Raw genomic sequence first — 25905 nt, 5'->3', positions numbered from 1 at the left:
TTAAATCATGAATAAATTTAAAGACAAAGTAGTAGTAATATCCGGTGGAAATTCCGGAATAGGTTTGGAAACAGTAAAACGTTTTTTGGAGGAAGGTGCCAAAGTAGTATTTTCGGGAAGAAGACAGGAAGCCTTAAATGAGGTTTCGGAATCTTTAACGGGTGACTTCAAGGCGGTTTTAGCCGATCAATCTAAATTGGAAGACAATAAAAGGCTGATCGAGGAAGCGGTCAATGCTTATGGAAATATTGATGTGCTTTTTGTAAATGCAGGGGTGGCTTATTTTACACCGGCCGATTCAATTGATGAATCACATTTTGATTCACAATTTGATATTAACATTAAAGGTCCGGCATTTCTTGTAAAAAATGCCATTCCTAATTTGAATGATGGAGGCGCTATAATCTTTAATACCTCCATAGTTCACTTAAAAGGTTTTGAAGGCGCAGCGGTCTATAGTGCAACCAAAGGAGCACTGAGGGCATACGCAAGGGTATTAACTACAGAATTAGCGCCTCGTCATATACGGGTAAACTCTATAGCTCCCGGACCCATTGCTACGCCAATTTATAATAAAATGGGTATGCCCGAGGAAGCTGTTTCCCGGATGGGACAGGGGTTTGCCGCTTCAAATCCTTTAAAGCGTTTTGGCGAATCTCAGGAAATAGCCAATGCTGCATTATTCCTGGCTTCCAATGATGCCAGCTATGTAAATGGAATAGAGTTGGCAGTTGATGGAGGTATGAGCCAGATCTAGCGTTCATACTTAAAAAACTAACCCATCAGAATTATTCTGATGGGTTTTTTTGTTATAAGTTGAGGTATTCGCTCGCTATCCGTATATTTAAAAATATTATGGAGACTATACTGCTTGTTCAATTACTTGGCGCATTATATGGGTTGCTTGCCGTCTTATTTGGTGCATTTGGTGCCCATAGGTTAAAGAATTCGTTGTCGGAGGCGCAGCTAAAAAGCTTTGATACGGGTGTAAAGTATCAGATGTACCACGCTATTTTATTGTTGATATTGGGATTTAACCTGGGTTTTACGACGGCTATGGAGAAAAGTATTGCCTACTGTATTATATTGGGTACTTTTCTGTTTTCTTTTAGCATTTATGGCCTTTCCATTGGGTCTCCCAAAGGAAAATCCTTAAAATTTCTGGGGCCGATTACTCCTATAGGGGGCTTGCTTTTGATAATAGGATGGGGGCTGCTGTTCTATTCTTTTATTGCCAATATGGTATAAACTCAATGGCATCCGCAATTGCCCTCTTCACATCCACTTTTATTAACTTTTTTGGAAGGAAACAGACCCTTGGGAAGCACATACTTTTTGGCTAAGTAGAAGATGGCTATAGCTAAAGTCAGATAAACCAGTATGGGTTGTAGTATGCTCATTTTATTTCAAAACCTGATATGCAATTAAAGCTACAATATAAGCAAAAACACTCATTATTACCAATTGTGCCATGGGCCATCGCCAGCTATTGGTCTCACGTTTTACAATTGCAAGCGTACTCATGCACTGCATGGCAAAGGCATAAAAAAGGAGTAGCGAAATACCTGAGGCCAGATTAAATAATGGCTTTTTGGAAACTGGATTTATTTCAGAGGCCATCCTGTGTTTAATGGTATCTTCCTCATCATTTCCAACACTGTAGATAGTTGCCAAAGTTCCGACAAAAACCTCACGTGCCGCAAAGGAAGTCAGTACGGCAATCCCGATCTTCCAGTCGTACCCTAAGGGCGCTACCGCCGGTTCAATCGCTTTGCCAAGATACCCAATATATGAATTTTCAAGTTTAAAACCGGCAATTTCCTGCTTACGGGCTTTCTCAAAAAGAGTGAGTTCTCTTTGTTTTAAAGAATCCTTTAGAGTGGCAGTATTTAATTGGTCTAAACTATCCTTTAAATAGGTTTCATATTCATTCAATTCATTTTTAATACTTGTAGTATTGTACCCGGTTAAACCTTCAGTTTCAATTCTTTCACTAATTATTTTGTCGGCATTTTTAAAGTTGGAGGAGTAGCCATTGGAACCTAAAAACCACAAAACAATGGAAATTGCGAGGATAATTTTACCGGCACCATAAACAAAGCTTTTAGTTTTCTCAACAACCGTATAAGCAACATTTTTGAGAAGGGGGAACTTATAGCTTGGCATTTCCACCATAAAAAATGACCTGCTTTTTATTTTCAGGACTTTGTTCAAAATCATTGCAGATCCAATTGCAGCCCCAAAGCCAATTAAATACAATAAGGTAAGTGTAAGTGCCTGGTAACTCAGCCCTATAATTCTTCCCTCCGGAATAACAAGGGCTATGATGATGAGGTAAACCGGAAGTCGTGCAGAACAGGTGACAAAAGGAGTTACTAAAATAGTGATTAATCGTTCTTTCCAGTTTTCAATATTACGGGTTGCCATTACCGCCGGTATGGCACAGGCGGTTCCTGAAATTAAGGGAACCACACTTTTACCACTGAGTCCGAACGGTCTCATAATACGATCCATTAAAAAGACCACCCTGCTCATATATCCGGACTCCTCAAGGAGTGCAATAAATAAAAACAAGAAGGCAATCTGAGGAATGAATATGACAATCCCACCGATTCCTGCCAGGATGCCTTCGGCTATAAGATTGGTAAATACTCCGGGCGGCAGTGTAGCCTTTATCCAATTGCTTGCCGCGGCAAACTGCTCGTCAATAAAATCCATTGGATAGCTGCTCCAGTCGTAGATAGCCTGAAAAATGGTTAACAAAATAACCAGGAAAATCAGGTAACCGAATACCTTATGCGTTAGAACCTTATCTACGGTAGCTCGGAATCCTTTTGCAGCATTCCTGTCTACTTTATACGTTTCTTTTAAAACCCCGTTTATAAATTGATAGCGCAGGATGGTTTCCTTCTGCTGCAACCTTTTAAGTTCTGCCTTGGTCTTTGTGGCAAATGAGGAGGTATCTTTTACTTCTTTTTTCTCAATAGGCATAAAATTTACATCCTGCGTAATTACGAGCCACAATTTGTAAAGATCTTCATTGGGGAATGTCTGCCGCAACCTCTCAAAGTATTCCGGTGCTATTACAGTGGTGTCTACATTTGGTCTTACAGATAAATTTTTATAGTCCGCAATTAATTCACGTATTCGCTCTATCCCGGTACCCTTTCTTGTGCTGACTAAAGCTATTTTGGTATTTAATTTTTCTTCCAAGAGGGATATATCCAGAGTAATTCCCTTTTTAGGCATCCTGTCCGACATATTGATGACCAGAATTGTCGGGATTTTTAAGTCTTTTATTTGGGTAAAAACGAAGAGATTTCTCTTTAAATTTTCAACATCACTGATTACAACAGCCACGTCCGGGAAATCCTTATCGTTCTTGTTAAGTAGCAGTTCTACGACCACACTTTCATCCAGTGATGTTGTATTTAGGCTATACGTGCCCGGGAGGTCCAGAATATGAGCTTTAACACCTCTGGGTAACTTACAGATACCTTCCTTCTTTTCAACAGTTATTCCGGGGTAATTCCCGACCTTTTGCTTCAGACCGGTTAACTGATTGAAAACAGAAGTCTTTCCTGTATTTGGGTTGCCAATAAGTGCTACATTAATATTTTTACTCATAATGTGGCTTTATCTTCAATAAGATCCAACTCTATTTGAAGTGCGACGGATCTTCTGATAGCAATATGAGAACCATTGACATTTATGTATAGCGGATCCTTTAAAGGGGCTATTTGAATCAATTCTAATTCGTTGCCGGGGAGGCATCCTAATTCCAATAATTTTATAGGCAGCATCCCTTTGGTGAATTCTTTGATAATTCCCCTTTCACCTCGCTTTAAATGTGCAACGGTTGTAACCAATTTTTATTTAGATTGATTTTAAGTAAGGACAAAAATAATAGAAAAAGATGAGGTATCCGGGCAAATTTTGAAAAAAGAAAAATAGGAATGTTCTTATAATAAGAAGATTGGTATTAGAAGAAAATGATTCCTCAATTGACGTAGGATAATTTTAATACCTCCAGGTCCTGCAGTAATTTATCCATATCCTCTTTGCTGGTCCCGTCGTAAGTGCCCCTTATCCTGCGTTCTTTATCAATTAAAATAAAGTTCTCGGTATGAATCATATCAAAGGGCCCGCCGTCTCCATCATCTTTTACTGCCAGATAGGATTTTCTGGCCAGTTCGTAAATATGTTTTTTATTTCCGGTAACTAAATTCCACTTTTTATCTATCACCCCTTTTTCCAAAGCGTATTTTTTGAGCTGTGCAACGGAATCTATATCTGGTGTAACGGAATGCGATAACAACAATACATCCTCATCATTTAATATCCGGGATTGAAGGAAGGCCATATTTTCTGTCATTACAGGGCATATGGTTGGGCAGGTAGTAAAGAAAAAATCGGCAACATAAATTTTATCCCTGTAGAAATCCTGGGTAATAGTCTCACCATTTTGGTTGGTCAGTGAAAAATCGGCAATAGTATGGTATTTTTTTACATGGACCAGTGTGCTATCTACCAATTCTGAATTAAAATCAGCCGGTTGATAAACAGGAAGTACCTTTTTGGGTTGCAGTGCATTGTAAAACAAATAAATGATTACCATGGAAAGCAAAAGGAGTACAATTCCAAAAAATTTAAATTTACTAAAGAAAGAAAGCATTCACCGTTTTTTGTAAAGGTACAGCAGCAAATCATAGCATTCAAAAACTTTGATGTGGGTTTGCTGCTAAAACTTTCTTAAATATCTGCCCGCGAACATACTTTCTTTTTATAAGACCTCGTAAAAGTGTACTTTTGTGCGCTTTACTTATAAATTCTTTAGATGAGTCCTATACTAATAAAGACCATACAGTTTTTCCTGAGTCTTTCACTTTTAATTGTCCTGCATGAACTGGGACATTTTATCCCGGCCAAATTATTTAAGACAAGGGTGGAGAAGTTTTATCTTTTTTTTGATATTAAATTTTCCCTTTTTAAGAAAAAGATAGGCGAAACCGTATACGGAATAGGGTGGTTACCACTTGGAGGTTATGTAAAAATAGCCGGCATGATTGACGAGAGCATGGATACGGCCCAAATGGCCGAAGAACCCAAGCCCTGGGAGTTCAGGTCAAAACCGGCCTGGCAGAGATTGATTATTATGTTGGGTGGGGTTACCGTAAACTTTATTCTTGCGGTTATTATTTACATAGGGATGGCCTATTCATATGGTGACCAGTATATCCCCATGGATAGCCTAAGAGATGGCATTTGGGTTACGGAAAAAAATATTGGTGATGAATTGGGGGTACAAACCGGAGATCAGATTGTGGCCATTGATGGGGAAGAAGTTGAAAATTTTGATAGTTTATTGGGAGAAATAATAAATGGCAATACCATTACCATTTTAAGGGATGGGAATACCATTGAAAAGGAGATCCCTGTAGATTTTATAGCCACCTTACTGGAGGACGAAGATAAAATTCGATTTATAAGCCCCAGGCTTCCTTTTATTGTAGGGAAGATACCCGAAGAATCTGCAAACAAAGATTCCGGTTTGCAGGTAAAGGATCAGATCATTGCAATTGGCGATCAGAGCATTACCTATTTTGATGAAGCCAAATCCGTTATTGAGAAGTACACCAGCCGGGAGGTAGATCTCAGGGTCCGCAGGGATGGGCGCGAAGAACAAATTCCTGTTGTAATTAGTGATTCAGCTACCATTGGCATCAGGATGGGCGCCCTTAGTTTTGATGAGATGGAAGAAATGGGTTTTCTGAGGCTGGAGACGAGGAAATATACTTTCTCGGAATCCATCCCTGCCGGAATCGATAAAGGGGTTACCACGCTTGTAAGCTACATGAAACAGCTTAAGAAAATATTTAATCCCGAAACCGGGGCTTATAAGGGTGTAGGTGGTTTTGCCGCTATAGGGGGTATGTTTCCTGACACCTGGAACTGGCCTGCATTTTGGTCAACTACGGCATTGATTTCGATTATTTTGGCTTTTATGAATATATTGCCAATCCCTGCTTTAGACGGGGGCCATGTTACTTTTTTGTTGTATGAGATGGTAACGGGCAGAAAGCCAAGTGATAAGTTTTTGGAATACGCCCAGATGATCGGATTCTTCCTTTTAATTGCCCTGTTGTTATTTGCAAACGGCAACGATATTTATAAATGGCTAACTAAGTAGAAAACCGTTTTTTTTTGTTGGGGTATTTGAAAGAAACTATTATATTTGCACCCGCCTTTGCGACATTAAAATGTGGCTATGGCGGACAAAGCCCAAAAAACAGTGAAATATTCCTCCTTAGCTCAGTTGGTTAGAGCATCTGACTGTTAATCAGAGGGTCCTTGGTTCGAGCCCAAGAGGGGGAGCTAATAAAAAAGGAAGTTACGAAAGTAACTTCCTTTTTTTATGTCCTTTTGTGTGCGACTTGTGGTGCGACCAATCTCATATTTGTACATCTTCAATATTTTTACATTATTATTCTGAAACCGCCATTACACGGGGGTTTACAACACTTCTACATAGGTTTCATCATCTATGTCTATAACTCCATTGTATTATTTATCGTTTTGGTATGCTTTTGGGGATAGATAGGATGGATGATATTTTACAGAAATACAATTACCTGTTATAACATTTACAACGGATTTAGTGTTTTCAGGTTATATATATAAAGCAATTAAAGTATCAACGAAGAGAAGAAGTCACAGGTTACTGTGCACCTGCCTAGAGGGTCGGAAGATAGTTATAGGCATAGACGTAGGGTTGATAGCCGTGGGATTGAAATAATATCCAGACATAACGGTGAAATTGTCCCCTACATTCTCGAAAAATTGCCATAATATAAAAGTTGTGGGAAAAACCAAGGGGACTACCCAGGTAGTATATGGAGGTTTTTTGTAGGTGTAGAGTCGTAAAGACTTGACGTACGGCACACTGGAAGTTTATGGTTTAAATAGGACTCTATAAGTAAGTAACGAAGTGAGTCTCCAAGGCAGTAAGAAATTGGTGCGCTTAGGGGAAAACTATAGCTATTCCGCTGGACGCCTTTGTGGGCGTCTGCGCTAATAAATTTGTTTAGTACTTCCCGTTCGTTATAGCATCTTGGTTCTTGATTTGTTTAAAAACAAATGCTGCGAACTCGGATGCTAATCCACTCACTAAAGAGCGGTCTATTAAGTATTAATTAAAACATCTTTATTGAATTATTTATTCAGACAAGCTGTAGAAGATGAAGCGAAGTCCACAAAGACGTAGCGACATCTTCATTATTATGCCCCACGTTTTTAGCCTTTTATTAGTGTGGGGCGATTTAACCAAATCGCAACAAGATGCAAGATAAAAACATGAGAAAAGCATGAGTAAAACAATTAACATTTTCTCGTATCTATCACATTATCAGAGTAGTTCATAGATGATAGCATAGACTAGAAAGATAACATCTTAATATAAATAAAATACATAAATAATGGATAAAAACAACAAAATTGATTACGTACGAATGACAGCTGGCAATGATAGAATATTAGACGTATTAAAATTCGCAAAAGATCAGGAAATAAAATGGCAGGAACTGGAAAAGCAAACGAAATTTGCGCAGGAACATTTAAATCTAAAGAATTGTTATTTAACAGATGTAGATGGTATAGTTTTCAATAGTACTGAGAATGAATTTTATATGCAATACACTTACGACACAACAAATAAACCAATGATAAGCAAGTTTATAGAGGTTAAATACGATGCTACATCTTACTTTCAGAAGATGGTTAAAAAGGAGATACCGCCAAGTTCACAGATACAAGCCTATTGTAGCCTGTTAGATGATGTGAATAAAGCCAGGTCGATTAATAATGAGCCTGAAGTAAAGCTATATATGATACTACAAACGCAAGGTGATTATCCATTGCACGTATTTGAAGTATATGATTTTCTTGAAATTGAGTTTGACTACATTCAAACGGTATCAGACGAAGAAGAATACAAGTAACTTTTTGAGCCTAAATAATAATAAACTTTCATATATTTAAACGTAGTGGAATATGTAATATCTTCCTTTCGTTCCTTAACTATCTAAAAACGGATAAATATGAAAGTAACAGCAATATTATCCTTCCTTATGCTCCTGGTAAGCTGTAGGGAGGAAATTAAGACAACAGTAATAACTATAGATAGAAGAGATATATTAGAGATTAGGATAGCTGACCTAGAAAGAGAGAAAGTTCGTTTACTTAAATCTTCCAATGAAGAGGATCATATCATCATTAACCTGAATGCTCATATAGATAGCCTTAAGGTACTACTTGCAGTTAAGGAACTCAATATAAAATGACAATGTTGCTATACTAAACCTCACGAAATGGCTAGGCTTAAACAGCATCTTGCATGAGCCTTGCCACCTTCTGAGCCGTACCTAAAGATACTTCAGCTAACTTAGCCGCTCTTCTAAGTGATTCTCCTGCCATTAGTTCTTTACGACAAATATCTATCTCTTTTTTATTAAAGAACTCTTCTATTGTTTCGGGTAAACGACCTCCATTTTCTTTATACGCACCACGCTCTTTAGCCTTTGCGATACCTTCCTGCCTACGTTCTCTAATCCTTGCTGACTCAAACTCAGCTAATGTAGCCATGATGCCGATTATCATCTTGGCAACTGGATTCTCTTTACCATCAACTAAGGTATGCAGTCCTTCTTTTCTGCTAATAACATTTACTCCTTTAGCAGTCATGGCCTGTATGGTTTGCATTATATCAAGAGTATTACGTCCTAGCCTATCTATAGAGTGTACAATCACCTCATCTACCTTACCAGATTCTATGTCCTTCCATAGCTTTTGTGCTTCAGGTCTATCTTTAAATGCAACCGAGCCACTAATCTTATCTTCATAAGCCTTAATACCTTCTTCTATTTGTCTGTCCGTTTTTTGACCAACAGAACTCACTCTAATGTATTGAACTGTTTGTTTCATCATTAAATTATTTTATCACATAAAGATAGTGTATATTTTGGACATTGTATCAATATACGGTGTTAAAGTTTAGTAAATATGCTCATAAAAGTGTAGGATTATATCGTATAGGTTCAAAATGAACATTTAACGTGATTTGAATTTTCTATACCTGTGTAAGCCACTTTGATGAAATCTAAAAAAATAAGATTGATACAACACCATACTACTGACTATAGAAGTTGTAAACTATTGTGTCATATTATAAATAAATATTGCTATATCTAAAATCTACGTACTGGAATAACACTTAATAATGTAGACCTATCATAATATCTTGTGCTACCTGCCTCGTAATGAGACATAGCTTTAGTTGTGTCATTAAAATCGGTACTTGAACTCCAAATGTAACCACGATCACGAATGTATCCAATTGAACCTGGAGTGCTGTAATTGTCCCATAAGAATTTAGATACAATTTCTAATTCATCATACGATGGAAGGAACCAATCGTTGTAAACACCAAGCACTAGGTTATTACAATATTCCGCAGCTGGTGCGCTTTCAGGGCTACCTGCGTATAAAGAAATAATCTGATTTGTATTAAATGCTCCATCCTTAAATATGTTGGAACGTAAATCAATAGGAGTATAATCTGTACTCCAAGCTAAGTTCGTGTAGCTATTATTTTGAGTTGCCACTAATCCATGATAACCCGTTTGATCAATATCAACTATAATTCCACCAAACATAATATCGCCTATTGAATATGTAACAGGAAGTGTAAAATAAACTTCCTTATTGAATGTGTTATAGGTATTAATTACGACCAGTCTAAATGTATATCCAGGTCCTTGAGTGAGATCATTAATATTGAAATTATAAGTAAGCGTATTTGGATCAAGTTCTATTGATGTTACACTTGTTTCTGGATTAAAATATTCTAGATAAACACGAGTAATATTTGTGTCGCTTGGAGAAGGAATAACCTCAGCATTTATTAACACTTCGTTGTCCCCTGATTTAGTAGCAGATATAGAAATTGTAGGTGTATCGTCCAAAGTTTTAAAGGAACTATAATCACCAGTAAAAGTTCCATACTGATTGGTTAGAATTACTCTGTATTGGTAATTAGTATTTGGCAATAGATTTATCAATGTAATATTTTGTACTTCTTGTGAATTATCTAATTGCTCGGAGTTTTCTAAATTATTATCGATGTCTACATATTCCAGTATAATTGATGAATTTGTTGTGTTAGGTTTAAAAGAAAAATTAAAGGAAAGATCAGCAAAATCTAATTGAGCATCGGCTGTTGAGGAAATAACGGGGCTTGCATCGTTTGTGGTAAACGAGGATATATTACTTTTAAAAGTGCCATACTCATTGGTGATAAAGGCTTGGAAGTAATACTTTGTTCCAGCAGATAAATCGTTTATAGTTCTATTTATTAAATCATCCCCACTATTGCTCGTGTACTTGAAATTTTCCAATGTGGATTCTGATTGAGACAGGTAAAACCCTTTTTCCTGAACAGCTATTGCACTTCCCTGAATTTGATTGTATGTTGAATTTAATTCAACGCCATCATAACTTAAACCCGTGTATTCAAGAGTATTGAAATTATAACCAGCTATTAATGTATTAAATTCTTGAACTAAGGAGTTGGTCGTAAGAAACTCATTTGTCACGAAAGCCTTGACATAATATGTTGTGCCAGGAGTTAAATTATCAAGATTTGCGGTAAATGTAAGACCATTTCTTGTTCCTAAATATTCTATTGGAGAAGTAAAAGCAGCATCTTCAGAAAGAATAATCCCAACACTTTGTGTAATGTCCTCCCCCTCATAATTATTACTGTATTCTACGCTGGCGTTAGCCTCTGTAAAAGATATATTTTCAATTATAAATGAATCTATAGACGAAGAGGGGTCATCTGTATTAAAATTGTTGAGATTGCCATAAATTTTTCCATATTCAGTTACTACAAATGGTCTATAATTGATTGTAGAGTTTGGTTCAAGATTTTCTTTGATTATTGAAATATAATTATCTTCTGTTGAATCGCTTATTTCATCACTACCGTTGATTTCAAAACCTTTAGAGGTTACAACAAACCCTGGACCATCTGAAAACCTATATCGGGTTTCAAATTCGGCTGTGCTTATTGATTTTGATACTGATCCATCATAAAATTCAATCTCCGAATTTAAAGTTGAGACTTGTTTTTGTGAACCGTAATATTCCCCAGAAACATTAGTATAGAAAGGCCTTATGTAATATGTTGTGCCAGTCTTTAAACCAGTTACATTTATTTGATAAGTAGTTCCAGAAAATTTTAATTGATTATCGTCAGCTGTAGGTAATGCTTCTTCTGAATATACCACACCTTGACTTATCACACTTGGATCGCAAGTAGGTGGAGTAATAGTTCCTGAAATTAAAAATGAAGTATAAGATATTTCCGAAATTTCTGAACTTGAAAAAGATGGATTATTAATACATTCTTCTTTTACTTCATCCTTAGAACAAGTTATAAGGAGAAAGAGTATAAGTGACAACCGAAAGTAGTTTTTCATGTTTGGCTATTTCTAAATTAAGGAGTACAATTAGTAAAGTTTGGTTTTGGAAGTATCCATTGTGGCGAACTATAACTAAAATGATAACAATTTGTTACATTGTTCACATTCCATCCACTAAGATTTTGATTGAATGGTGAAGCCTGAAACATTTCTGTCATATTATAAACATTACTCACGTCCCAAGAACTGATATCCTGGTTGAATTGTGCCCCATTAAACATACGATTCATATCTGTCACACTACTTACATCCCAAGAACTGATATCCTGGTTGAATGGTGATAATCGAAACATACCACTCATATTTGTAACATTACTCACGTCCCAAGAACTGATATCCTGGTTGAATTGTGCCCCATTAAACATACTATACATATCCGTAACATTACTCACATCCCAATTACTGACATCTTGATTGAAAGCAGAATAGTAAAACATACCACTCATATTTGTAACATTACTCACGTCCCAAGAACTGATGTCTTGATTGAAAGATGATCTCAAGAACATACTACCCATATTCGTAACATTACTCACATCCCATGAACTAATGTCTTGATTGAAAGGTGAATTCCCAGACGCTGAATTCCCAAACATATTACTCATATTCGTAACATTACTCACATCCCATGAACTAATGTCTTGATTGAAAGCAGAATTGTAAAACATTTGACTCATAGTAACAACATTGCTCACATCCCAAGAACCAATATCTTGATTGAATTGTGAATACCCAAACATACCACCCATATTCGTAACATTACTCACATCCCAATTACTGACATCTTGATTGAAAGCAGAATAGCTAAACATACTACCCATATTCGTAACATTACTCACGTCCCATGAACTAATGTCTTGATTGAGACCAGAAAAGTAAAACATAAGGCTCATATCCGTTATTTTACAGGTACAAACTTTTGTAACATCTTCGCTATTATTAATCATATCCTCTAACATGGTTCTGTCTACTATGGTATAAGTAATCCCATTTACATTTCCTGTATCGCCCACATTAGCCGAATCATAACATTTAATGGTTACTCCATTATCATCTAAATAAATAGGCGAAAGGGGACAACCATCAGCATCCACAGTTGCACCTGAAGGAGTTTCAGGACATAAATCAAGGTCATCCGTAACTCCATCACCGTCCGTATCCTTTTGCGAGTCACTACAACCATTCTGATCGGGGGACTCTCCTGAAGGAGTATTGGGACATTGATCCATATCGTTCATAATGCCATCTTCATCTGTGTCTTTCTGACTCTCCCCGCATCCATTGGAATCAACAGATTCTCCTGAAGGGGTATTTGGGCAAAGATCCAGGTCATCTGTAACTCCATCTTCATCGGTGTCAATTTGGCTAGTAGAACACCCATTGGCATCTACAGTTTCTCCTTGTAAAGTATCAGGGCAAAGGTCTGCATCATCTGAAACACCATCTTCGTCTGAATCTGTTTGTGATGTGGAACATCCTTGCGAATTGACCGTTTCTCCACTAGGCGTATTAGGACACTCGTCAAGGTCATCACTTACCCCATCCGCATCACTATCCTTCTGACTGTCTGAACAACCTTCTGCATCTGCTGTTTCACCATCTGGGGTTCCTGGACATTGGTCTATAGCGTTTGCTACACCATCCCCATCTGTATCTTCCTGTGAAGAAGAACAGCCTATGGAGTTTACACCTTGACCGTCTGGTGTATCAGGACATTGATCCAAAAGGTTATTAACGCCATCGCCATCATCATCCTTTTGACTCTCTGAGCATCCTTGTTCATCTATAGTTTCTCCTTCAGGTGTATCCGGGCATTGATCCAGATCATCGGTTAGGGTGTCCCCATCGCTGTCTACTTGTGTATCTGAACAACCTGATTCATCTACTGTTTCTCCTTCGGGAGTATTCTGACATTCATCCAAATCATCTGTAACGCCATCTGCATCGGTATCCTTTTGACTTGGAGAACAACCAAACTCATCAGCTGTTTCTCCTGCAGGCGTATCAGGGCATTGGTCTATATTATCAGGAATGGTATCTTCATCTGAATCGCTTTGAGAAGCTGAACAACCAAACTCATCTACCTCTTCTCCTTCTGGAGTTTCAACGCATTGGTCAAGATCATCACTTATACCATCGCCATCGGAATCCTTCTGACTATCGGAACAGCCTTCCTCATCGGCTGTTTCTCCTTCTGGTGTATCGGGACAAATGTCTGTAGTATCTTCCACGCCATCGCCATCTGCATCTTTATCACTACTGGAACAGCCACTGTCATCTACATCCTCTCCTGAAGGTGTATTGGGGCATTGGTCTAAACTATCAGTAACTCCATCATTATCGGCATCAGGCATTTCAAATACAGCAATGACCTCTTTGTCAGAGTTCATATTCATTTTTGCTGGATTGGTAGTTCCGCTGATACTACCGCTCCAATTCTTAAATTCATATCCTTTTGATGCGGTAGCAGTTATCGTCACCTCTTCTCCTGAAGTATAAGAGCCACTAGATGGACTTACACTTCCTCCTTCAGATGGACTAGCAGAAGTTGTTAATTCATATACTTTAATCTCCGTTTTAGAGCAAGCATCAATTAGGAAAAATAATAGTGATAAGAATACTACAGGTAATATTTTTTTCATCTCGAATAATTGAAGTTAAACAACAACCATCGCTTATTAAGTATAATAGATATGGAGAAAAAATATTTACGGGAATCCCCATAAAAACTAATTGCAATGATTTACTTGGGGAACTCTTAATAATCCGCTAACAATAGTACGCAGGAAGAGTTTATCGTACTATGATAAGTATCATGTTTTGAGTATTTTATGGTTAGGAATGTGGACGTGATATGAATTTGCTATACCCATGTAAGCCATTCTGTAGAAATCTAAAAAATGACTTTAAGCCTTCTAAAGTGATTTGAATGTTTATTGGCTTAGGCAACAGGTCTTGCGAAATCTACGATATCCATCGTAGGCACAAATAGCCTAATAGGATAAAGAAAAGCATAAGCGTCTTCAACCTTAAGAGCTATTGTAAAATTAGGGTATATTAGTGTTTAGATATTAAATTAGGAACAATTCTAAAAATGAAAATATACCAACATAATGAACTAGGTAATTGTGATTTAATAATAGACGCAATTTATGAAGGTGGCAACCGTGGAAATGTTACAGATGATCCAATCAATAAAATATTACCTGTGGGAAATCAAGGAGGTTTTAGATATGCAGGAAGTCTACAGAAGATAAAATATATTATCCTTTACACTTCAGGTGAAAATATCGATTGGCCAGATAAAATAGATAATGAAACTGGTGTGTTCCAGTATTATGGAGATAATAAAACGCCTGGTCACGAATTACATGATACGGCAAAGAATGGAAATATAATTCTCAAAAATCTATTTGAATCTCTTCACTCTCATGATAAACCAAGGGAAAATATTCCTCCTATTTTCATATTTAAAAAATATCCAACAAAAAGCAGTACTCGCTCAGTTCAATTCAAAGGATTATGTGTTCCAGGTACTACAAATAAAAACCAACTTGAAGATTTAGTAGCTATTTGGAAAACTTCTAATGATCTTAGGTTTCAAAATTATTCCGCCTTTTTTACAATTTTAAATATTTCAAAAGTTTCTAGGAGTTGGTTGAATGATCTAAACTCTGGAATAACATCGTCAAAAGACGCACCTATAGCATTTGTAAAATGGAAAAAAAATGGAAAATATGATGCTTTAATTTCTCAGAGAACAATAAGTATACGAACCATTGAACAACAATTACCAGAAAATCCAACCGAGTGGAAATTATTAGAATACTTATTTGAATATTTTTCAAGTGAACCAACCATTTTTGAATACCTAGCTGCAGAAATTTATAGGATGACTGATTCAAAAATAATTATTGATGAAGTAACGAGAGGAACAATTGATGGCGGAAGAGATGCCATTGGTCGAATAAAATTAGGCTTGAATGATGACCCAATATTTGCTGAGTTTGCAATAGAAGCAAAGTGCTATAATCCAGGTATTTTGAATAAAAAAATAAATACGGTTGGAGTTAAAGAAGTCTCAAGATTGATTTCAAGAATCCGAAATAGACAATTCGGCATTTTGGTAACAACATCAGCTGTTAGCAAACAGGCTTATGAAGAAGTTAGAATTGATGGTCATCCAATTATTTTTCTAAGTGGAAAGGATATAGTCAAAATCCTAATTGTGAAAGGAATTAACACTGTTGTTATTCTAACAAAATATTTAAACGATAATTATAAAAAAGTATCCAACAAAACTTAACCAGCATTTAAATGTCTGTTAAACCAAACTGTTATTGGCCTAGTCTCACGTTTTCTACCAAAACAAATCTATCCTACAATTAAAGATTTAACAATCGAAAACAAATAACGCCTTACAACACCGTGTATAATTAATTGCTAGTGCCAGCCTATTTACGAAAATCTTTACGGATTTTCTATTTAGTTTGTATTTGCTAAATTCGTTGCTTCACCATGCAACTAATCTTATACGAGACCTTTAGGTGCAATAATAAATTAATGATAGAGTCGAGTAATAAAATAATGCTGAATGAATTATTGAAATTAGATAATCTTGATAATGTAAAGATTAGGTTTAATTTGATGTTCAGAGGCAATTGGAACCCAGTTGATTTTTTCAAGGATGCTGACTTCGAAGCCCTTCTTGAGGGGCAATACTGGAATTATCAGCGAAATAAATCATATAAAGAAGGCCAAATCACTTTAGGATTTATCAGGCTAAGTGATCCAGACCATTGGTTATTATTTCATATTGGCAGAGTCACTAAAGATTTAAATAAACTGAGCGGTGTTGGTTATGAATATGAAATATTAGATGAGTATGAAAGGTTTTTTGGCAGATTAATTATAAGATATAAAAACAAACACCAGAACATGCTCAGAAAGGCTCACTCAGTCATTGATAAATGTGAAATATTACAAATCCTACCCGACACTTTTGATAACGAGCTATTTCCTGGTTATGACAAGGTTAATCTTTCATGGAATGAATTATCAAGAGTGATCAATAAGGAAAGCTGGAAAACAGCTTTACAAAATCAAAAAGGTGTTTACCTAATAACAGACATCTCTAATGGTAAAATGTACGTTGGTTCAGCTTACGGAGAAAATATGATACTAGGGCGTTGGAAGTCGTACATAAAAACTGGAAATGGAGGTAATGTGGAGCTTAAAAAGTTGAGTTCTTATTACATCAAAAGAAATTTCAAATATTCAATTTTGGATATATTTAAATCAACCATTGATGATAAAGTTATACTTGAAAGAGAAAGTTGGTGGAAAGTAGTACTACAAACAAGAGAATTTGGGTATAACCAAAATTAAAAACACCTAACCTCGATATATAAACCCCTAATTACAGGGGTTTGTTGTTCTTGGATGTAGGGGTTTGAGTGAAATTATTTCCTGCAGTTTGTGAAGTTTGGATTTATCTTGGCCAATCACTCATGAATTGAAATTACCTTTTCTCCATGCATTCCATTTATTTCCAGATTCCTACTATACATTGCCATCCCTATCTCCAATTCCCTCTTTAAACCTTCACTGTTAATACTATCCCATTCTTCGCATTTACCAGGTTTACGACAGTATTCACACTCCCATAAATCCTCTGAAATCCTGCTATATGTAGTAACCTCCCCTTGGCCGTCAATAACAATTTTAATCACGCCATCAAGGATGCTCATATCGAGTTTTCTTGTTTTTTTCATCTCGAATAATTGAGGTCAAACTAAAACCATCGCTCATAAAATATAATAGATATGGAGAAAAAACATTAACTGGAATCCCCAAAAAACTTAATGCCATGATTTACTTGGGGAACTTTCAGTAATCCGCAAACAATAGTACGCAGGAAGAGTTTATAGTACTATGATAAGTATCATGTTTTGATTATTTATAGGTGTTGTAATGTGAACGCTATATGGACTTTCTACACCTGTGTAAGCCATTCTCTAGAAATCTAGCAAAGCGGTTTTTAAAAATATGAGATAAGTCAGCTTATTCCTATAGCGGATTACTTACTTTCGTTCTAGTTCTCCACAAACAACTAAAACCAATCATTATGAGAATCCTATTAGTATTCCTATTGCTTGTAAGTTGTAATGCAGAGGGTGTTAACCAGAGTGAATGGCTACCTTTAGCAGAGGCTTGTACTTGTAACAAGATTAGTTTTTCAGAGCGAACAGACGTCATTGTAGACGCCAATGGTATTACTCGTACTGTAACAATAAATTTAGGAGATTCAGGAACAGAAAAGGTAGTGTGTCAAGATGAAGTGGATAGGGTATTTGTGAGCAAGTCAAATACTATCAGCTACTTTTATAGAATAGAATGTCCATAGATCTAATACCTCGTTTAAGCGTTAACACATGGGTGTTTTAAAGTGTTCTAAGCTGCGATCTCTTTTATAAAGTTGAACCTTGTTTAAGCTAAATAATCGCTTAAATCGTCTATATTACAATAGCAAAGCATTAAAATGCTATCCTTTGTATTTCCATGGAGTATCCTTCCATTTATCCAATTTTACCATCTTTCTAGTCTTCGTATCCATATCGGATAGTGTGTTTTCAACGAATTTGTAGATACCTTTTTTTTCTTCTTTTTTAAGTAAATCTTTTAGTTGTGGTGTTCCAGCTTCCTCACGATACCATTTTTTTAATTCTTCATCGCTAAGTATTATTTCATCATCTTTTTGTTTCCATTCTTCTAGTATCCAATAAGGCATATCTAAGCCATCTAATTTGAATAATAACTTCTCTACCATTTCTTTTACTTTAAAGTCCTTTAAAACGCTCTTATGAGCTTCTTCAACTTGTTCTTGAAATCGTTCTGACTGCGTATTGCCATAGTGTGCGAGCATAGAGGGGTCAGCGTGTCCAAGTAGTACTCTACGAACCGTCTCTGGAACGGATAATTCCATTGCAATGGTGTCAAATGTTTTCCTTGCTTTGTTATAAGATAATCCAGTAAGACGCTTCACCTTTTTTTTGTAAACATCCCAAGTATTTTGGTGAAGTGTGTACTCTTTACTAGGGTTGTAGTCAAAGATTTTAAGAATATCCTCAATATGGGGTATAATCTGTGGTTTTTTTGGGAGGTGAGTATAGACAATAGATTTTTTTAGAGTATTAATTAAGTACCACAAAATTTCATCAACTCGTATGACCAAATCTACATTGGCAGACTCTGATGTTTTGGATCGTGTATGAAGGATATATGTTACGTCATCCATAATATCTTGATTCTCTTCATCCATAATATCTTGATTCTCTTTTGGAAATAGATGTGATATAGATATGTCTACCACGTCTGCTGGGTACATACCACGCAAGCCAAACATCAATATCCAAAATCCGATTGCTTGAAAGTCGTAAATGCTTTTTACCTTCTCAATACCTTTGAAAATCTGGTCAGGGGATGCCGTTTTTATAATTTTTGGCTTGACAGCTCTTTTTAAGCGACGATCAAAGGTGAATTTATCAAAAATATATCCTTTATCGTAAGCATCATTCATTACCGTACGAATTTTTGTTAGGTACGAATTGTATGCAGTGGCACTCATGCCATTTTCCTTAGATTTTAGTTTAAAATTACTTAGCAAGTTGAAATTGACTTCATGGAAAAGGAGTGGTCTGTCTTTTGAATAACCTGTATGTTTTTTCAGGGAATTTATAGTGGTGCGGTAATCAATGTAGGTCGGTTTTTCTCTGCTATTCTTTATTACAGTTTCTATGTAGCCATCTACGGTATCAAAATCTGTCTTGCCCGATACATAGGAAACAACCTGTTGTCGTGTAAATTGCTTTGCAGAATATTTGTCCAGGGCAATACGAATCTTTGCATTCAACTCATCTAACTCCTTGTTTAAAATTCGGCTATTTTTATAGGTGTTTTTTACTCGTTCCTTTTTATCATCCCAAAACCGCTTTTCTATTTTTAATGGGGTGGAAAGTTTTTTACGGTAATTTCTACCATCTCCGATCTTAATTAGAATTGTGTTGGTATTGTCTTTTCTAAGTCTTGGGTCAAGCGTCAGGCGAATTGTCATGTTATTTAATTGTGTGTAACAGTGTGTGTAACGTAAAGATAATAATTAGGATATTATCTTAGTTAAATAATAGAAAAAGAATATCAACATACGCTATAAACATAATAAAATAAGACAGTATGGCAGATTTGGCAGAGAAATAATCTGGATGCGATATATAAGACATTTTGACTGTTAATCAGAGGGTCCTTGGTTCGAGCCCAAGAGGGGGAGCATAGAAGTAGAGCGGAGCTCACTTCAACGCTACACCGAAGCCATTCACGCAAGTGAGTGGCTTTTTTCATTAGAAAAGTTAGGCGAGAAGTTTATCCGCCGTAGTTCGCTTTGGCGAAAGAAGGAGGAAGCCCAATAGGGGGTGCAACCTAGTAAAAACCATCTAAGAAATTAGGTGGTTTTTTTATGTGAGAAAGGTCGGCTATATAATTTGTATCTTTTTATAAAATTTTAATAACTGGTATTATGAAAAAAAGTACAATTAGTCTTATTGTTGAAATTATTGGTGCAGTTGGTGTTATCGCATCGCTAATATATTTGTCTATACAAATTAATCAGAGTAATAAAGTAGCAAAAGCAGAAATAACTAAAGATTTGTATTTGGCCTCTCGTCAAGTAATTATGGAATTTGCTTCCAATGATAATTTGGCTGAAATCTGGACTGAAATGAGAAAATTTGAAAGTCAAGATATGGCTAAAAGATACGCTTTTTACCAATCTTTTTTTAGATTATACGAGCTTCAACACATTTTGAACAAAGAAGGATTATTAGAAGAAAATATGGCTATATCCTATGGTCTTATTGTTCGAATGTTTTCTAATACTGAATGGTTTCCAGAATATTGGAAAAAGGCACAAAAGGAATTTAACCCAGATTTCGTAGGTTATGTTGAGGAGCAAATTGCCATTGCTGGAAATTATAAACAATAATATCACAATATTAGGGGGAGTGTTGATTATTATGAAGTTACAAAAATGTAGCTCCTTTTTTTGCGCCTTATGTTTACGACCACGTTTACAACCACACCTATTTTTTCCTCTTTTTGATGCATATTTACGTAAAATGAACATTTAACGTGATTTCAATTTTCTAGACCTGTGTTACCCATTGTTATGAAATCTACCAAAACAATTTTTAAGCATACTAACGTGATTTGAATGTTTATTGGTTAAGTCAACCGCACTAACACTTTAACAGATAATTCCTTACCTTAGTAAGAACAACCAACCTTTTAATTTAACTGACAAATATTATTGCCATTTTGGGTTATTCATAGTAACCTAAATTCATAATTCAGAAAGTCGAATGAGTCAATCCCGCCAGTTAGCTGCTATCATGTTCGCCGACATAGTTGGGTATACTGCTATGATGCAGAATGATGAAAAATTGGCATTGATTCTGCGGAACAAACTCAAAAGTAAATTAGAATCAGAGTTAGCGCTTCATGGAGGAAAAATTGTAAAATTTAGTGGTGACGGCGCCCTTTGCAGCTTTAGCAGTGCAATAGAGTCAATCAGGGTGGCGACTGCAGTTCAATTGCATATGCAACAAGACCCAATAGTTCCTTTACGAATCGGCGTACATCAGGCGGATGTCGTTTTTGAAGATGGGGATGTATATGGTGACGGTGTCAACATCGCTTCCAGGCTTGAATCATTGGCCATCCCAGGAAGTATTTTTATCTCGGCAAAAGTTTATGACGACATTAAAAATCAAAAGGATATTCAATCCGTTTCTCTGGGGAAATATTTATTAAAGAATGTCAGTGAACCAATGGAAATATTTTCCATTAGCAATCCCGGACTCGAGGTGCCCATCAACAAAAAACTGGAAGGTAAAGGCATTAAGTATGTTAGCGATAAGATATCGTTCAAAAAAAGAACATTGGTGAGTAGGTTTATTATAATCGCGGCTATAATCAGCATACTTGGTTATCTGGTTATCCCTCCAATAATTAAAAGGCAAAATGCTCGAAATAAGTTGTTGCCGGCCATTCAAAAGTTGGTTGACGAAAATTTCAGGCCACCAACAGAAGCATATGACCTGGGACTAGAAGCAGAAAAATATGTTCCGAATGATTCCGTATTAATTAAATTATGGCCAGCCATTGCCTTTAATGTTTCAATGGAAACTGATCCTGAAGGTGCTGAAGTTTTTTGGAAGGATTATCATACACCGGATGCAACATGGAGATCAGCAGGCACTACGCCAATAAAAGACGTCAGATTTCCTCGAGGCTATCTGAGGATGGAAATAAGGAAAGAAGGCTACCAGACTATTGAATATGCGGGATTCGGAGGACAGGTTCTTGACACACTTAAACTGGATGCCTTGGGCAGTCTGCCAGAAAACATGATCAGAATTCCTGCAAAAACAGCTAGAATGCATATAGTGGGCCTGGAACAGGAGGGAGGAAAGAGAGTTGCTGAATTTTTAATCGACCGGCACGAAGTAACCAATCAACATTTCAAAGAATTTATAGATGCCGGTGGTTATACAAATGACTCACTATGGCAGTATCCATTCTACTCTGACGGCCGAGAAATATCCTCGGCAAATGCCATTGAAAAATTTGTTGATAAAACGGGAAGACGGGGCCCGGCAAACTGGGAGGCAGGGACTTATCCTGATGGGATGGAAAATCATCCAGTGACTGGTATTTCATGGTATGAAGCAGCTGCTTATGCAGCTTATGCAAACAAACAACTCCCTACCGTTTTTCACTGGAGCATTGTAGCCCAAACAGCAAGGACTGAATTTATTGTTCCGTTGAGTAATTACAATGGCAAGTCCACTGTACCGGTAGGTAGCATGAAGGGGTACAGTTTTTTTGGCGTTTATGATTTAGCCGGCAATGCCAGAGAATGGTGTTTCAACGAAAGCAATCAAAAAGGGTTACGGTACATATTGGGAGGCGGTTGGAATGATCCAACTTATGCTTTCAATGACAGTTATACACAGTCCGCCATGGACAGAAGTACTACCAATGGTTTTCGATGTATAAAAGCACTCCCGGGTGATACCACTATAACTCAACTCACAGTATCAGTATCACCATTATTTCGAGATTATCGTAAGGAAAGACCGGTAGATGACAAAACTTTTGGATCATATCTTAACCAGTTTGTTTATGATAAGAAACCGCTTGAGCCAAAAGAGGAAGAAAATATTGATAGTGATTCCTGGAAAGCAGAAAAAATTACTTTTGATGCCGGTTATAATAATGAAAGAATGCAGGTATGGGTATATTTACCTAAAGATACCAAACCGCCTTATCAGGCTGTCATTTTTTTTCCAGGTTCAGGTGCCATTCATTCAAAACAATTTATCCAAACTAGAGTTATGGATTTTATTGATTTTATTTTAAAAAGTGGTCGGGCGCTGGTTATACCTATTTATAAAGGAACGCATGAAAGACATGATGATCTGAATTCTGATCTGCAGAATGAAACAGTTTTTTATAAGGACCATGTAGTAATGTGGGGGAAGGAATTTGGCAGAACCATCGATTTTCTGGAAAGCCGTTCCGACATACAGGCTGATAAGATTGGCTATCTCGGCTTTAGCTGGGGAGGGTTTATGGGAGGCATAATTCCTGCAATAGAAAAACGAATAAAAGCTATTGTATTAAATGTTGGAGGTATACAAATGAACAGGGCACTGCCTGAGGTGGATCAGCTTAATTACTTGCCAAGAGTTACACAGCCCATCCTCATGTTAAACGGTAAACATGATATGTTTTTCCCCTTGGAAACGTCTCAAAAACCTATGTACGATCTGTTGGGTACACCTGCCAGGGATAAGAAACGAATTGTATACGAATCAGGTCATCTGGTACCCCGTACAGATTTTGTAAAAGAAACATTGCTATGGTTTGATCAATATCTTGGGCCGGTAAAGTAATCTTTCACCTTGAATGAAAATAAATTACAAACAGGTTGAGCACGACCGCCCAACAATTTATAAAGCGCATTAAGACTCACCTTATACTTAAGGTTAGGCAAAATGACTTATATCAACCAATATTTGGTTTTACTAATAATATAACATCATACAAGGATGCTGCGGAATAGTTAATGGGTCAGTTTCATTTCTTGGATGATTCCATGAATGGTGCCTTACATTTTTGTGATGAACTAATTTGGGAATACGAACATATTGATCCTAATAAGCGTGAATTGAAATATTGGGAATCAACAAAAAAAGCATTAGAGAAAATTAGAAATAATAACAAATATAGTATACACATCGGGGACCTAAAAAGTTGACGAGAAGTTTATCCGCCGCAGTCCGCTTTGGTGGAAGAAGGAGGAAACCCAAGAGGGTAAAGGACTAAAAGAGCGGGACTCTATTAATAGCAATGCCAAATCCTATTTCAAAAGCACATTTACCTTGCTTCCTGCAAGCAAAGTTTGAAATATTATTTACATTGTACCTGTAAATACCCCATTGACGAAATTCCATTTGTGATATTTGGAATATTGATACTTAAAAAACCGACTAAACATATCTAAAACCATAAAAATGAAAAAAGGAATTTTACTTGCCAGCCTCTTTTTGATAACCAACCTTTTCGCCCAAAACAGACTCGAACTGAAACCGGGCAACACCAACATAAAGATCAACAAAGAAATCTACGGTCATTTTTCCGAGCATCTGGGGACTTGCATATATGAAGGCATTTATGTGGGCGAAGATTCGGATATTCCGAATATCGATGGTTTTAGAAAGGATGTGGTGGAAGCTTTCAAAGAATTAAAAGTCCCTGTGCTGAGGTGGCCGGGAGGTTGTTTTGCAGATACCTACCACTGGAAAGATGGTATAGGCCCCAAGGAAGACCGCCCCGCTATAGTTAATGTGTTCTGGGGAGGTGTAACTGAGGATAACAGTTTTGGCACCCATGAATTTTTGAATTTTTGTGAGTTAATAGGCACAGAACCTTATTTGAGTATCAATGTGGGCACGGGAACAGTCCAGGAAGCTGTTGATTGGGTAGAATATGTTACGTCAAGCAATAAAAGCCCGATGACTGATCTCCGCAAGGAAAACGGCCGTGAAGAACCCTGGGATGTCAAATACTGGGGTGTCGGCAACGAAAATTGGGGCTGTGGTGGTGATATGGCGCCGGACTATTACGCCAATATTTATAGAAATTACGCATCTTATATTCGGGGCGAGGATTTTCAAAAAGTAATTTGTGGCCCTTCCGGGGGCGATACAAATTGGACCGAAACAATTCTCGAAGGATTGAAGGGCAAAAATCACCTCGCGCAAGGGGTTTCATTGCATTACTATACGCTGCCGACAGGGGAATGGGATAAGAAAGGCTCCTCAACAGATTTTGGGGAAGATATGTGGTTTGCAACCATTCGTAATACCATGAAAATTAAAAATTACATTGAACAACATCTGGCAGTAATGGACAAATACGACCCCGAAGGAAAAATAAAGCTGATCGTTGATGAATGGGGTACGTGGTATGATAAATTGCCTGGCACTAAGGACGGGTTTCTGCAACAGCAAAACACAATGCGTGATGCATTGGTTGCGGGCATCAACCTGAATATTTTCAACAATAACGCCGACCGTATCAGCATGGCGAATATTGCACAGATTGTAAACGTATTGCAATCGGTTATTCTGACCAATGGCCCTGAAATGGTTAAAACCCCTACCTACCATGTTTTTAATATGTACAATGTACACCAGGATGCCAATCTTATACCAATAGATTTTGAAACCGAAAATTACGAATACAATGGGGATTATATTCCGGCGCTGACGGCCTCGGCTTCAGAGAAAAACGGTATAACCAGTATTACCCTGACCAATGCAAACCCTAAAAAGGCAATTGCTGTAAACCTTCAGCTCGGAAAGGATTTTAAAGCCGCCGCCGGCAAAATAATCACCGGTAAAGAAATTACAGATTATAATGACTTTGGCAAAACAGAAAAAGTTTTTATTTCCGATTTTAAGATTGGAAAAATAAAGAATGAAATCTTAGAGATTGAAGTTCCGGCACACTCGGTGATTTTGGTTCAGGCGCAATAGACCAGAATTTGATGTTTGTAGTTTTTTGATACCCGGTTTTAGAAAATCCGAATTTGATCCAATAAGAAAACTAATAAATCAACCATGATTTTCAAATTCTACCAACTCAAGTAAAGAGGGAGCTTTCCTGTAAAAAAAATTAACAAGGAATCTTAGAGGTTCTATAGTAATTCTATATCATTCTGATCCTGCATTTTAGTTCCCTG

The 25905-nt window shown here is 36.8% G+C and carries 18 protein-coding genes and 1 tRNA gene; 11 read left to right on the top strand and 8 right to left on the bottom strand.

What is annotated here, in order from left to right:
- The first annotated feature begins 7 nt into the window (after positions 1–7).
- Both G504_RS0116030 and G504_RS0116025 read left to right on the top strand, forming a co-directional pair.
- On the top strand, positions 8–757 hold the full coding sequence (locus tag G504_RS0116030) for an SDR family NAD(P)-dependent oxidoreductase (RefSeq protein WP_019671212.1): 750 nt from the start codon (positions 8–10) through the stop codon (positions 755–757).
- A 98-nt stretch (positions 758–855) separates the two neighbouring features.
- Entirely contained in the window at positions 856–1248 is a 393-nt protein-coding gene (locus G504_RS0116025) for a DUF423 domain-containing protein (protein ID WP_019671211.1), read from the top strand.
- A 153-nt stretch (positions 1249–1401) separates the two neighbouring features.
- Here G504_RS0116025 and feoB read toward each other — a convergent pair whose 3' ends face one another.
- From feoB to G504_RS0116010, 3 genes are all read right to left on the bottom strand, one after another.
- On the bottom strand, positions 1402–3627 hold the full coding sequence (gene feoB / locus G504_RS0116020; RefSeq protein ID WP_019671210.1) for a ferrous iron transport protein B: 2226 nt from the start codon (positions 3625–3627) through the stop codon (positions 1402–1404).
- Positions 3624–3869 (bottom strand): FeoA family protein, encoded by a 246-nt coding sequence (locus G504_RS0116015; protein WP_019671209.1) that lies wholly within the window; start codon positions 3867–3869, stop codon positions 3624–3626. The genes feoB and G504_RS0116015 overlap by 4 nt, the downstream gene beginning before the upstream one ends.
- 131 nt (positions 3870–4000) lie before the next feature.
- Positions 4001–4675, bottom strand: coding sequence for an SCO family protein (locus tag G504_RS0116010; protein ID WP_019671208.1), 675 nt, complete (start codon positions 4673–4675; stop codon positions 4001–4003).
- Positions 4676–4837: 162 nt separating this feature from the next.
- Here G504_RS0116010 and rseP point away from each other — a divergent pair, with 162 nt between their 5' ends.
- From rseP to G504_RS0115990, 4 genes are all read left to right on the top strand, one after another.
- On the top strand, positions 4838–6190 hold the full coding sequence (gene rseP, locus G504_RS0116005; RefSeq protein ID WP_019671207.1) for an RIP metalloprotease RseP: 1353 nt from the start codon (positions 4838–4840) through the stop codon (positions 6188–6190).
- 111 nt (positions 6191–6301) lie between these two features.
- A tRNA-Asn gene (locus tag G504_RS0116000) sits at positions 6302–6375 on the top strand.
- Positions 6376–7475: 1100 nt separating this feature from the next.
- Complete coding sequence (locus G504_RS0115995) at positions 7476–7997, top strand: hypothetical protein (protein WP_019671206.1); 522 nt, start codon at positions 7476–7478, stop codon at positions 7995–7997.
- Between the two features lie 99 nt (positions 7998–8096).
- On the top strand, positions 8097–8339 hold the full coding sequence (locus tag G504_RS0115990) for a hypothetical protein (RefSeq protein WP_019671205.1): 243 nt from the start codon (positions 8097–8099) through the stop codon (positions 8337–8339).
- Between the two features lie 37 nt (positions 8340–8376).
- Here the strand turns inward: G504_RS0115990 and G504_RS0115985 are convergent, their stop codons facing one another.
- The 3 genes from G504_RS0115985 to G504_RS20105 form a co-directional block, all read right to left on the bottom strand.
- Complete coding sequence (locus G504_RS0115985) at positions 8377–8982, bottom strand: recombinase family protein (RefSeq protein ID WP_019671204.1); 606 nt, start codon at positions 8980–8982, stop codon at positions 8377–8379.
- 260 nt (positions 8983–9242) lie between these two features.
- Positions 9243–11537 carry a DUF1566 domain-containing protein gene (locus G504_RS0115980; RefSeq protein ID WP_019671203.1) on the bottom strand — a complete coding sequence of 765 codons (2295 nt, stop codon included), beginning with the start codon at positions 11535–11537 and terminating at the stop codon, positions 9243–9245.
- Positions 11538–11554: 17 nt separating this feature from the next.
- Positions 11555–14182, bottom strand: coding sequence for a BspA family leucine-rich repeat surface protein (locus tag G504_RS20105; protein WP_019671202.1), 2628 nt, complete (start codon positions 14180–14182; stop codon positions 11555–11557).
- A gap of 452 nt (positions 14183–14634) precedes the next feature.
- Between G504_RS20105 and G504_RS0115965 the strand changes: the two genes are divergently transcribed.
- Complete coding sequence (locus G504_RS0115965; RefSeq protein ID WP_019671201.1) at positions 14635–15846, top strand: restriction endonuclease; 1212 nt, start codon at positions 14635–14637, stop codon at positions 15844–15846.
- Between the two features lie 281 nt (positions 15847–16127).
- The gene (locus G504_RS0115960) at positions 16128–16928 is read left to right on the top strand and encodes a GIY-YIG nuclease family protein (protein WP_240473054.1); all 801 of its coding nucleotides are present in this window, start codon (positions 16128–16130) and stop codon (positions 16926–16928) included.
- A 116-nt stretch (positions 16929–17044) separates the two neighbouring features.
- Here G504_RS0115960 and G504_RS0115955 read toward each other — a convergent pair whose 3' ends face one another.
- Together G504_RS0115955 and G504_RS0115950 are read right to left on the bottom strand one after the other, a co-directional pair.
- Positions 17045–17314, bottom strand: coding sequence for a hypothetical protein (locus tag G504_RS0115955; protein WP_019671199.1), 270 nt, complete (start codon positions 17312–17314; stop codon positions 17045–17047).
- Positions 17315–18084: 770 nt separating this feature from the next.
- Positions 18085–19653, bottom strand: coding sequence for a phage integrase SAM-like domain-containing protein (locus G504_RS0115950; RefSeq protein WP_019671197.1), 1569 nt, complete (start codon positions 19651–19653; stop codon positions 18085–18087).
- A gap of 459 nt (positions 19654–20112) precedes the next feature.
- Between G504_RS0115950 and G504_RS0115945 the strand changes: the two genes are divergently transcribed.
- The 3 genes from G504_RS0115945 (at position 20113) to G504_RS0115925 (ending at position 25699) form a co-directional block, all read left to right on the top strand.
- Positions 20113–20577, top strand: coding sequence for a hypothetical protein (locus G504_RS0115945; protein ID WP_019671196.1), 465 nt, complete (start codon positions 20113–20115; stop codon positions 20575–20577).
- Between the two features lie 376 nt (positions 20578–20953).
- Positions 20954–23551: an SUMF1/EgtB/PvdO family nonheme iron enzyme gene (locus G504_RS0115940; protein ID WP_019671195.1), complete on the top strand. Its 2598-nt coding sequence runs from the start codon at positions 20954–20956 to the stop codon at positions 23549–23551.
- A 621-nt stretch (positions 23552–24172) separates the two neighbouring features.
- The gene (locus G504_RS0115925) at positions 24173–25699 is read left to right on the top strand and encodes an alpha-N-arabinofuranosidase (RefSeq protein WP_019671193.1); all 1527 of its coding nucleotides are present in this window, start codon (positions 24173–24175) and stop codon (positions 25697–25699) included.
- Positions 25700–25905 lie beyond the last annotated feature (206 nt).

Source organism: Eudoraea adriatica DSM 19308, assembly GCF_000382125.1.
GTDB lineage: Bacteria > Bacteroidota > Bacteroidia > Flavobacteriales > Flavobacteriaceae > Eudoraea > Eudoraea adriatica.
Note: the sequence above shows the minus strand (reverse complement) of the source record. Positions and strands in the feature narration are given on the sequence as shown.

Excerpts from the sequence above, each read along its gene's own strand:
- G504_RS0116030 (WP_019671212.1), top strand. The coding sequence starts at position 8 with ATGAATAAATTTAAAGACAAAGTAGTAGTAATATCCGGTGGAAATTCC.
- G504_RS0116025 (WP_019671211.1), top strand. The coding sequence starts at position 856 with ATGGAGACTATACTGCTTGTTCAATTACTTGGCGCATTATATGGGTTG.
- feoB (WP_019671210.1), bottom strand. The coding sequence starts at position 3,627 with ATGAGTAAAAATATTAATGTAGCACTTATTGGCAACCCAAATACAGGA.
- G504_RS0116010 (WP_019671208.1), bottom strand. The coding sequence starts at position 4,675 with ATGCTTTCTTTCTTTAGTAAATTTAAATTTTTTGGAATTGTACTCCTT.
- rseP (WP_019671207.1), top strand. The coding sequence starts at position 4,838 with ATGAGTCCTATACTAATAAAGACCATACAGTTTTTCCTGAGTCTTTCA.
- G504_RS0115995 (WP_019671206.1), top strand. The coding sequence starts at position 7,476 with ATGGATAAAAACAACAAAATTGATTACGTACGAATGACAGCTGGCAAT.
- G504_RS0115990 (WP_019671205.1), top strand. The coding sequence starts at position 8,097 with ATGAAAGTAACAGCAATATTATCCTTCCTTATGCTCCTGGTAAGCTGT.
- G504_RS0115985 (WP_019671204.1), bottom strand. The coding sequence starts at position 8,982 with ATGATGAAACAAACAGTTCAATACATTAGAGTGAGTTCTGTTGGTCAA.
- G504_RS0115980 (WP_019671203.1), bottom strand. The coding sequence starts at position 11,537 with ATGAAAAACTACTTTCGGTTGTCACTTATACTCTTTCTCCTTATAACT.
- G504_RS20105 (WP_019671202.1), bottom strand. The coding sequence starts at position 14,182 with ATGAAAAAAATATTACCTGTAGTATTCTTATCACTATTATTTTTCCTA.
- G504_RS0115965 (WP_019671201.1), top strand. The coding sequence starts at position 14,635 with ATGAAAATATACCAACATAATGAACTAGGTAATTGTGATTTAATAATA.
- G504_RS0115960 (WP_240473054.1), top strand. The coding sequence starts at position 16,128 with ATGCTGAATGAATTATTGAAATTAGATAATCTTGATAATGTAAAGATT.
- G504_RS0115955 (WP_019671199.1), bottom strand. The coding sequence starts at position 17,314 with ATGAAAAAAACAAGAAAACTCGATATGAGCATCCTTGATGGCGTGATT.
- G504_RS0115950 (WP_019671197.1), bottom strand. The coding sequence starts at position 19,653 with ATGACAATTCGCCTGACGCTTGACCCAAGACTTAGAAAAGACAATACC.
- G504_RS0115945 (WP_019671196.1), top strand. The coding sequence starts at position 20,113 with ATGAAAAAAAGTACAATTAGTCTTATTGTTGAAATTATTGGTGCAGTT.
- G504_RS0115940 (WP_019671195.1), top strand. The coding sequence starts at position 20,954 with ATGAGTCAATCCCGCCAGTTAGCTGCTATCATGTTCGCCGACATAGTT.
- G504_RS0115925 (WP_019671193.1), top strand. The coding sequence starts at position 24,173 with ATGAAAAAAGGAATTTTACTTGCCAGCCTCTTTTTGATAACCAACCTT.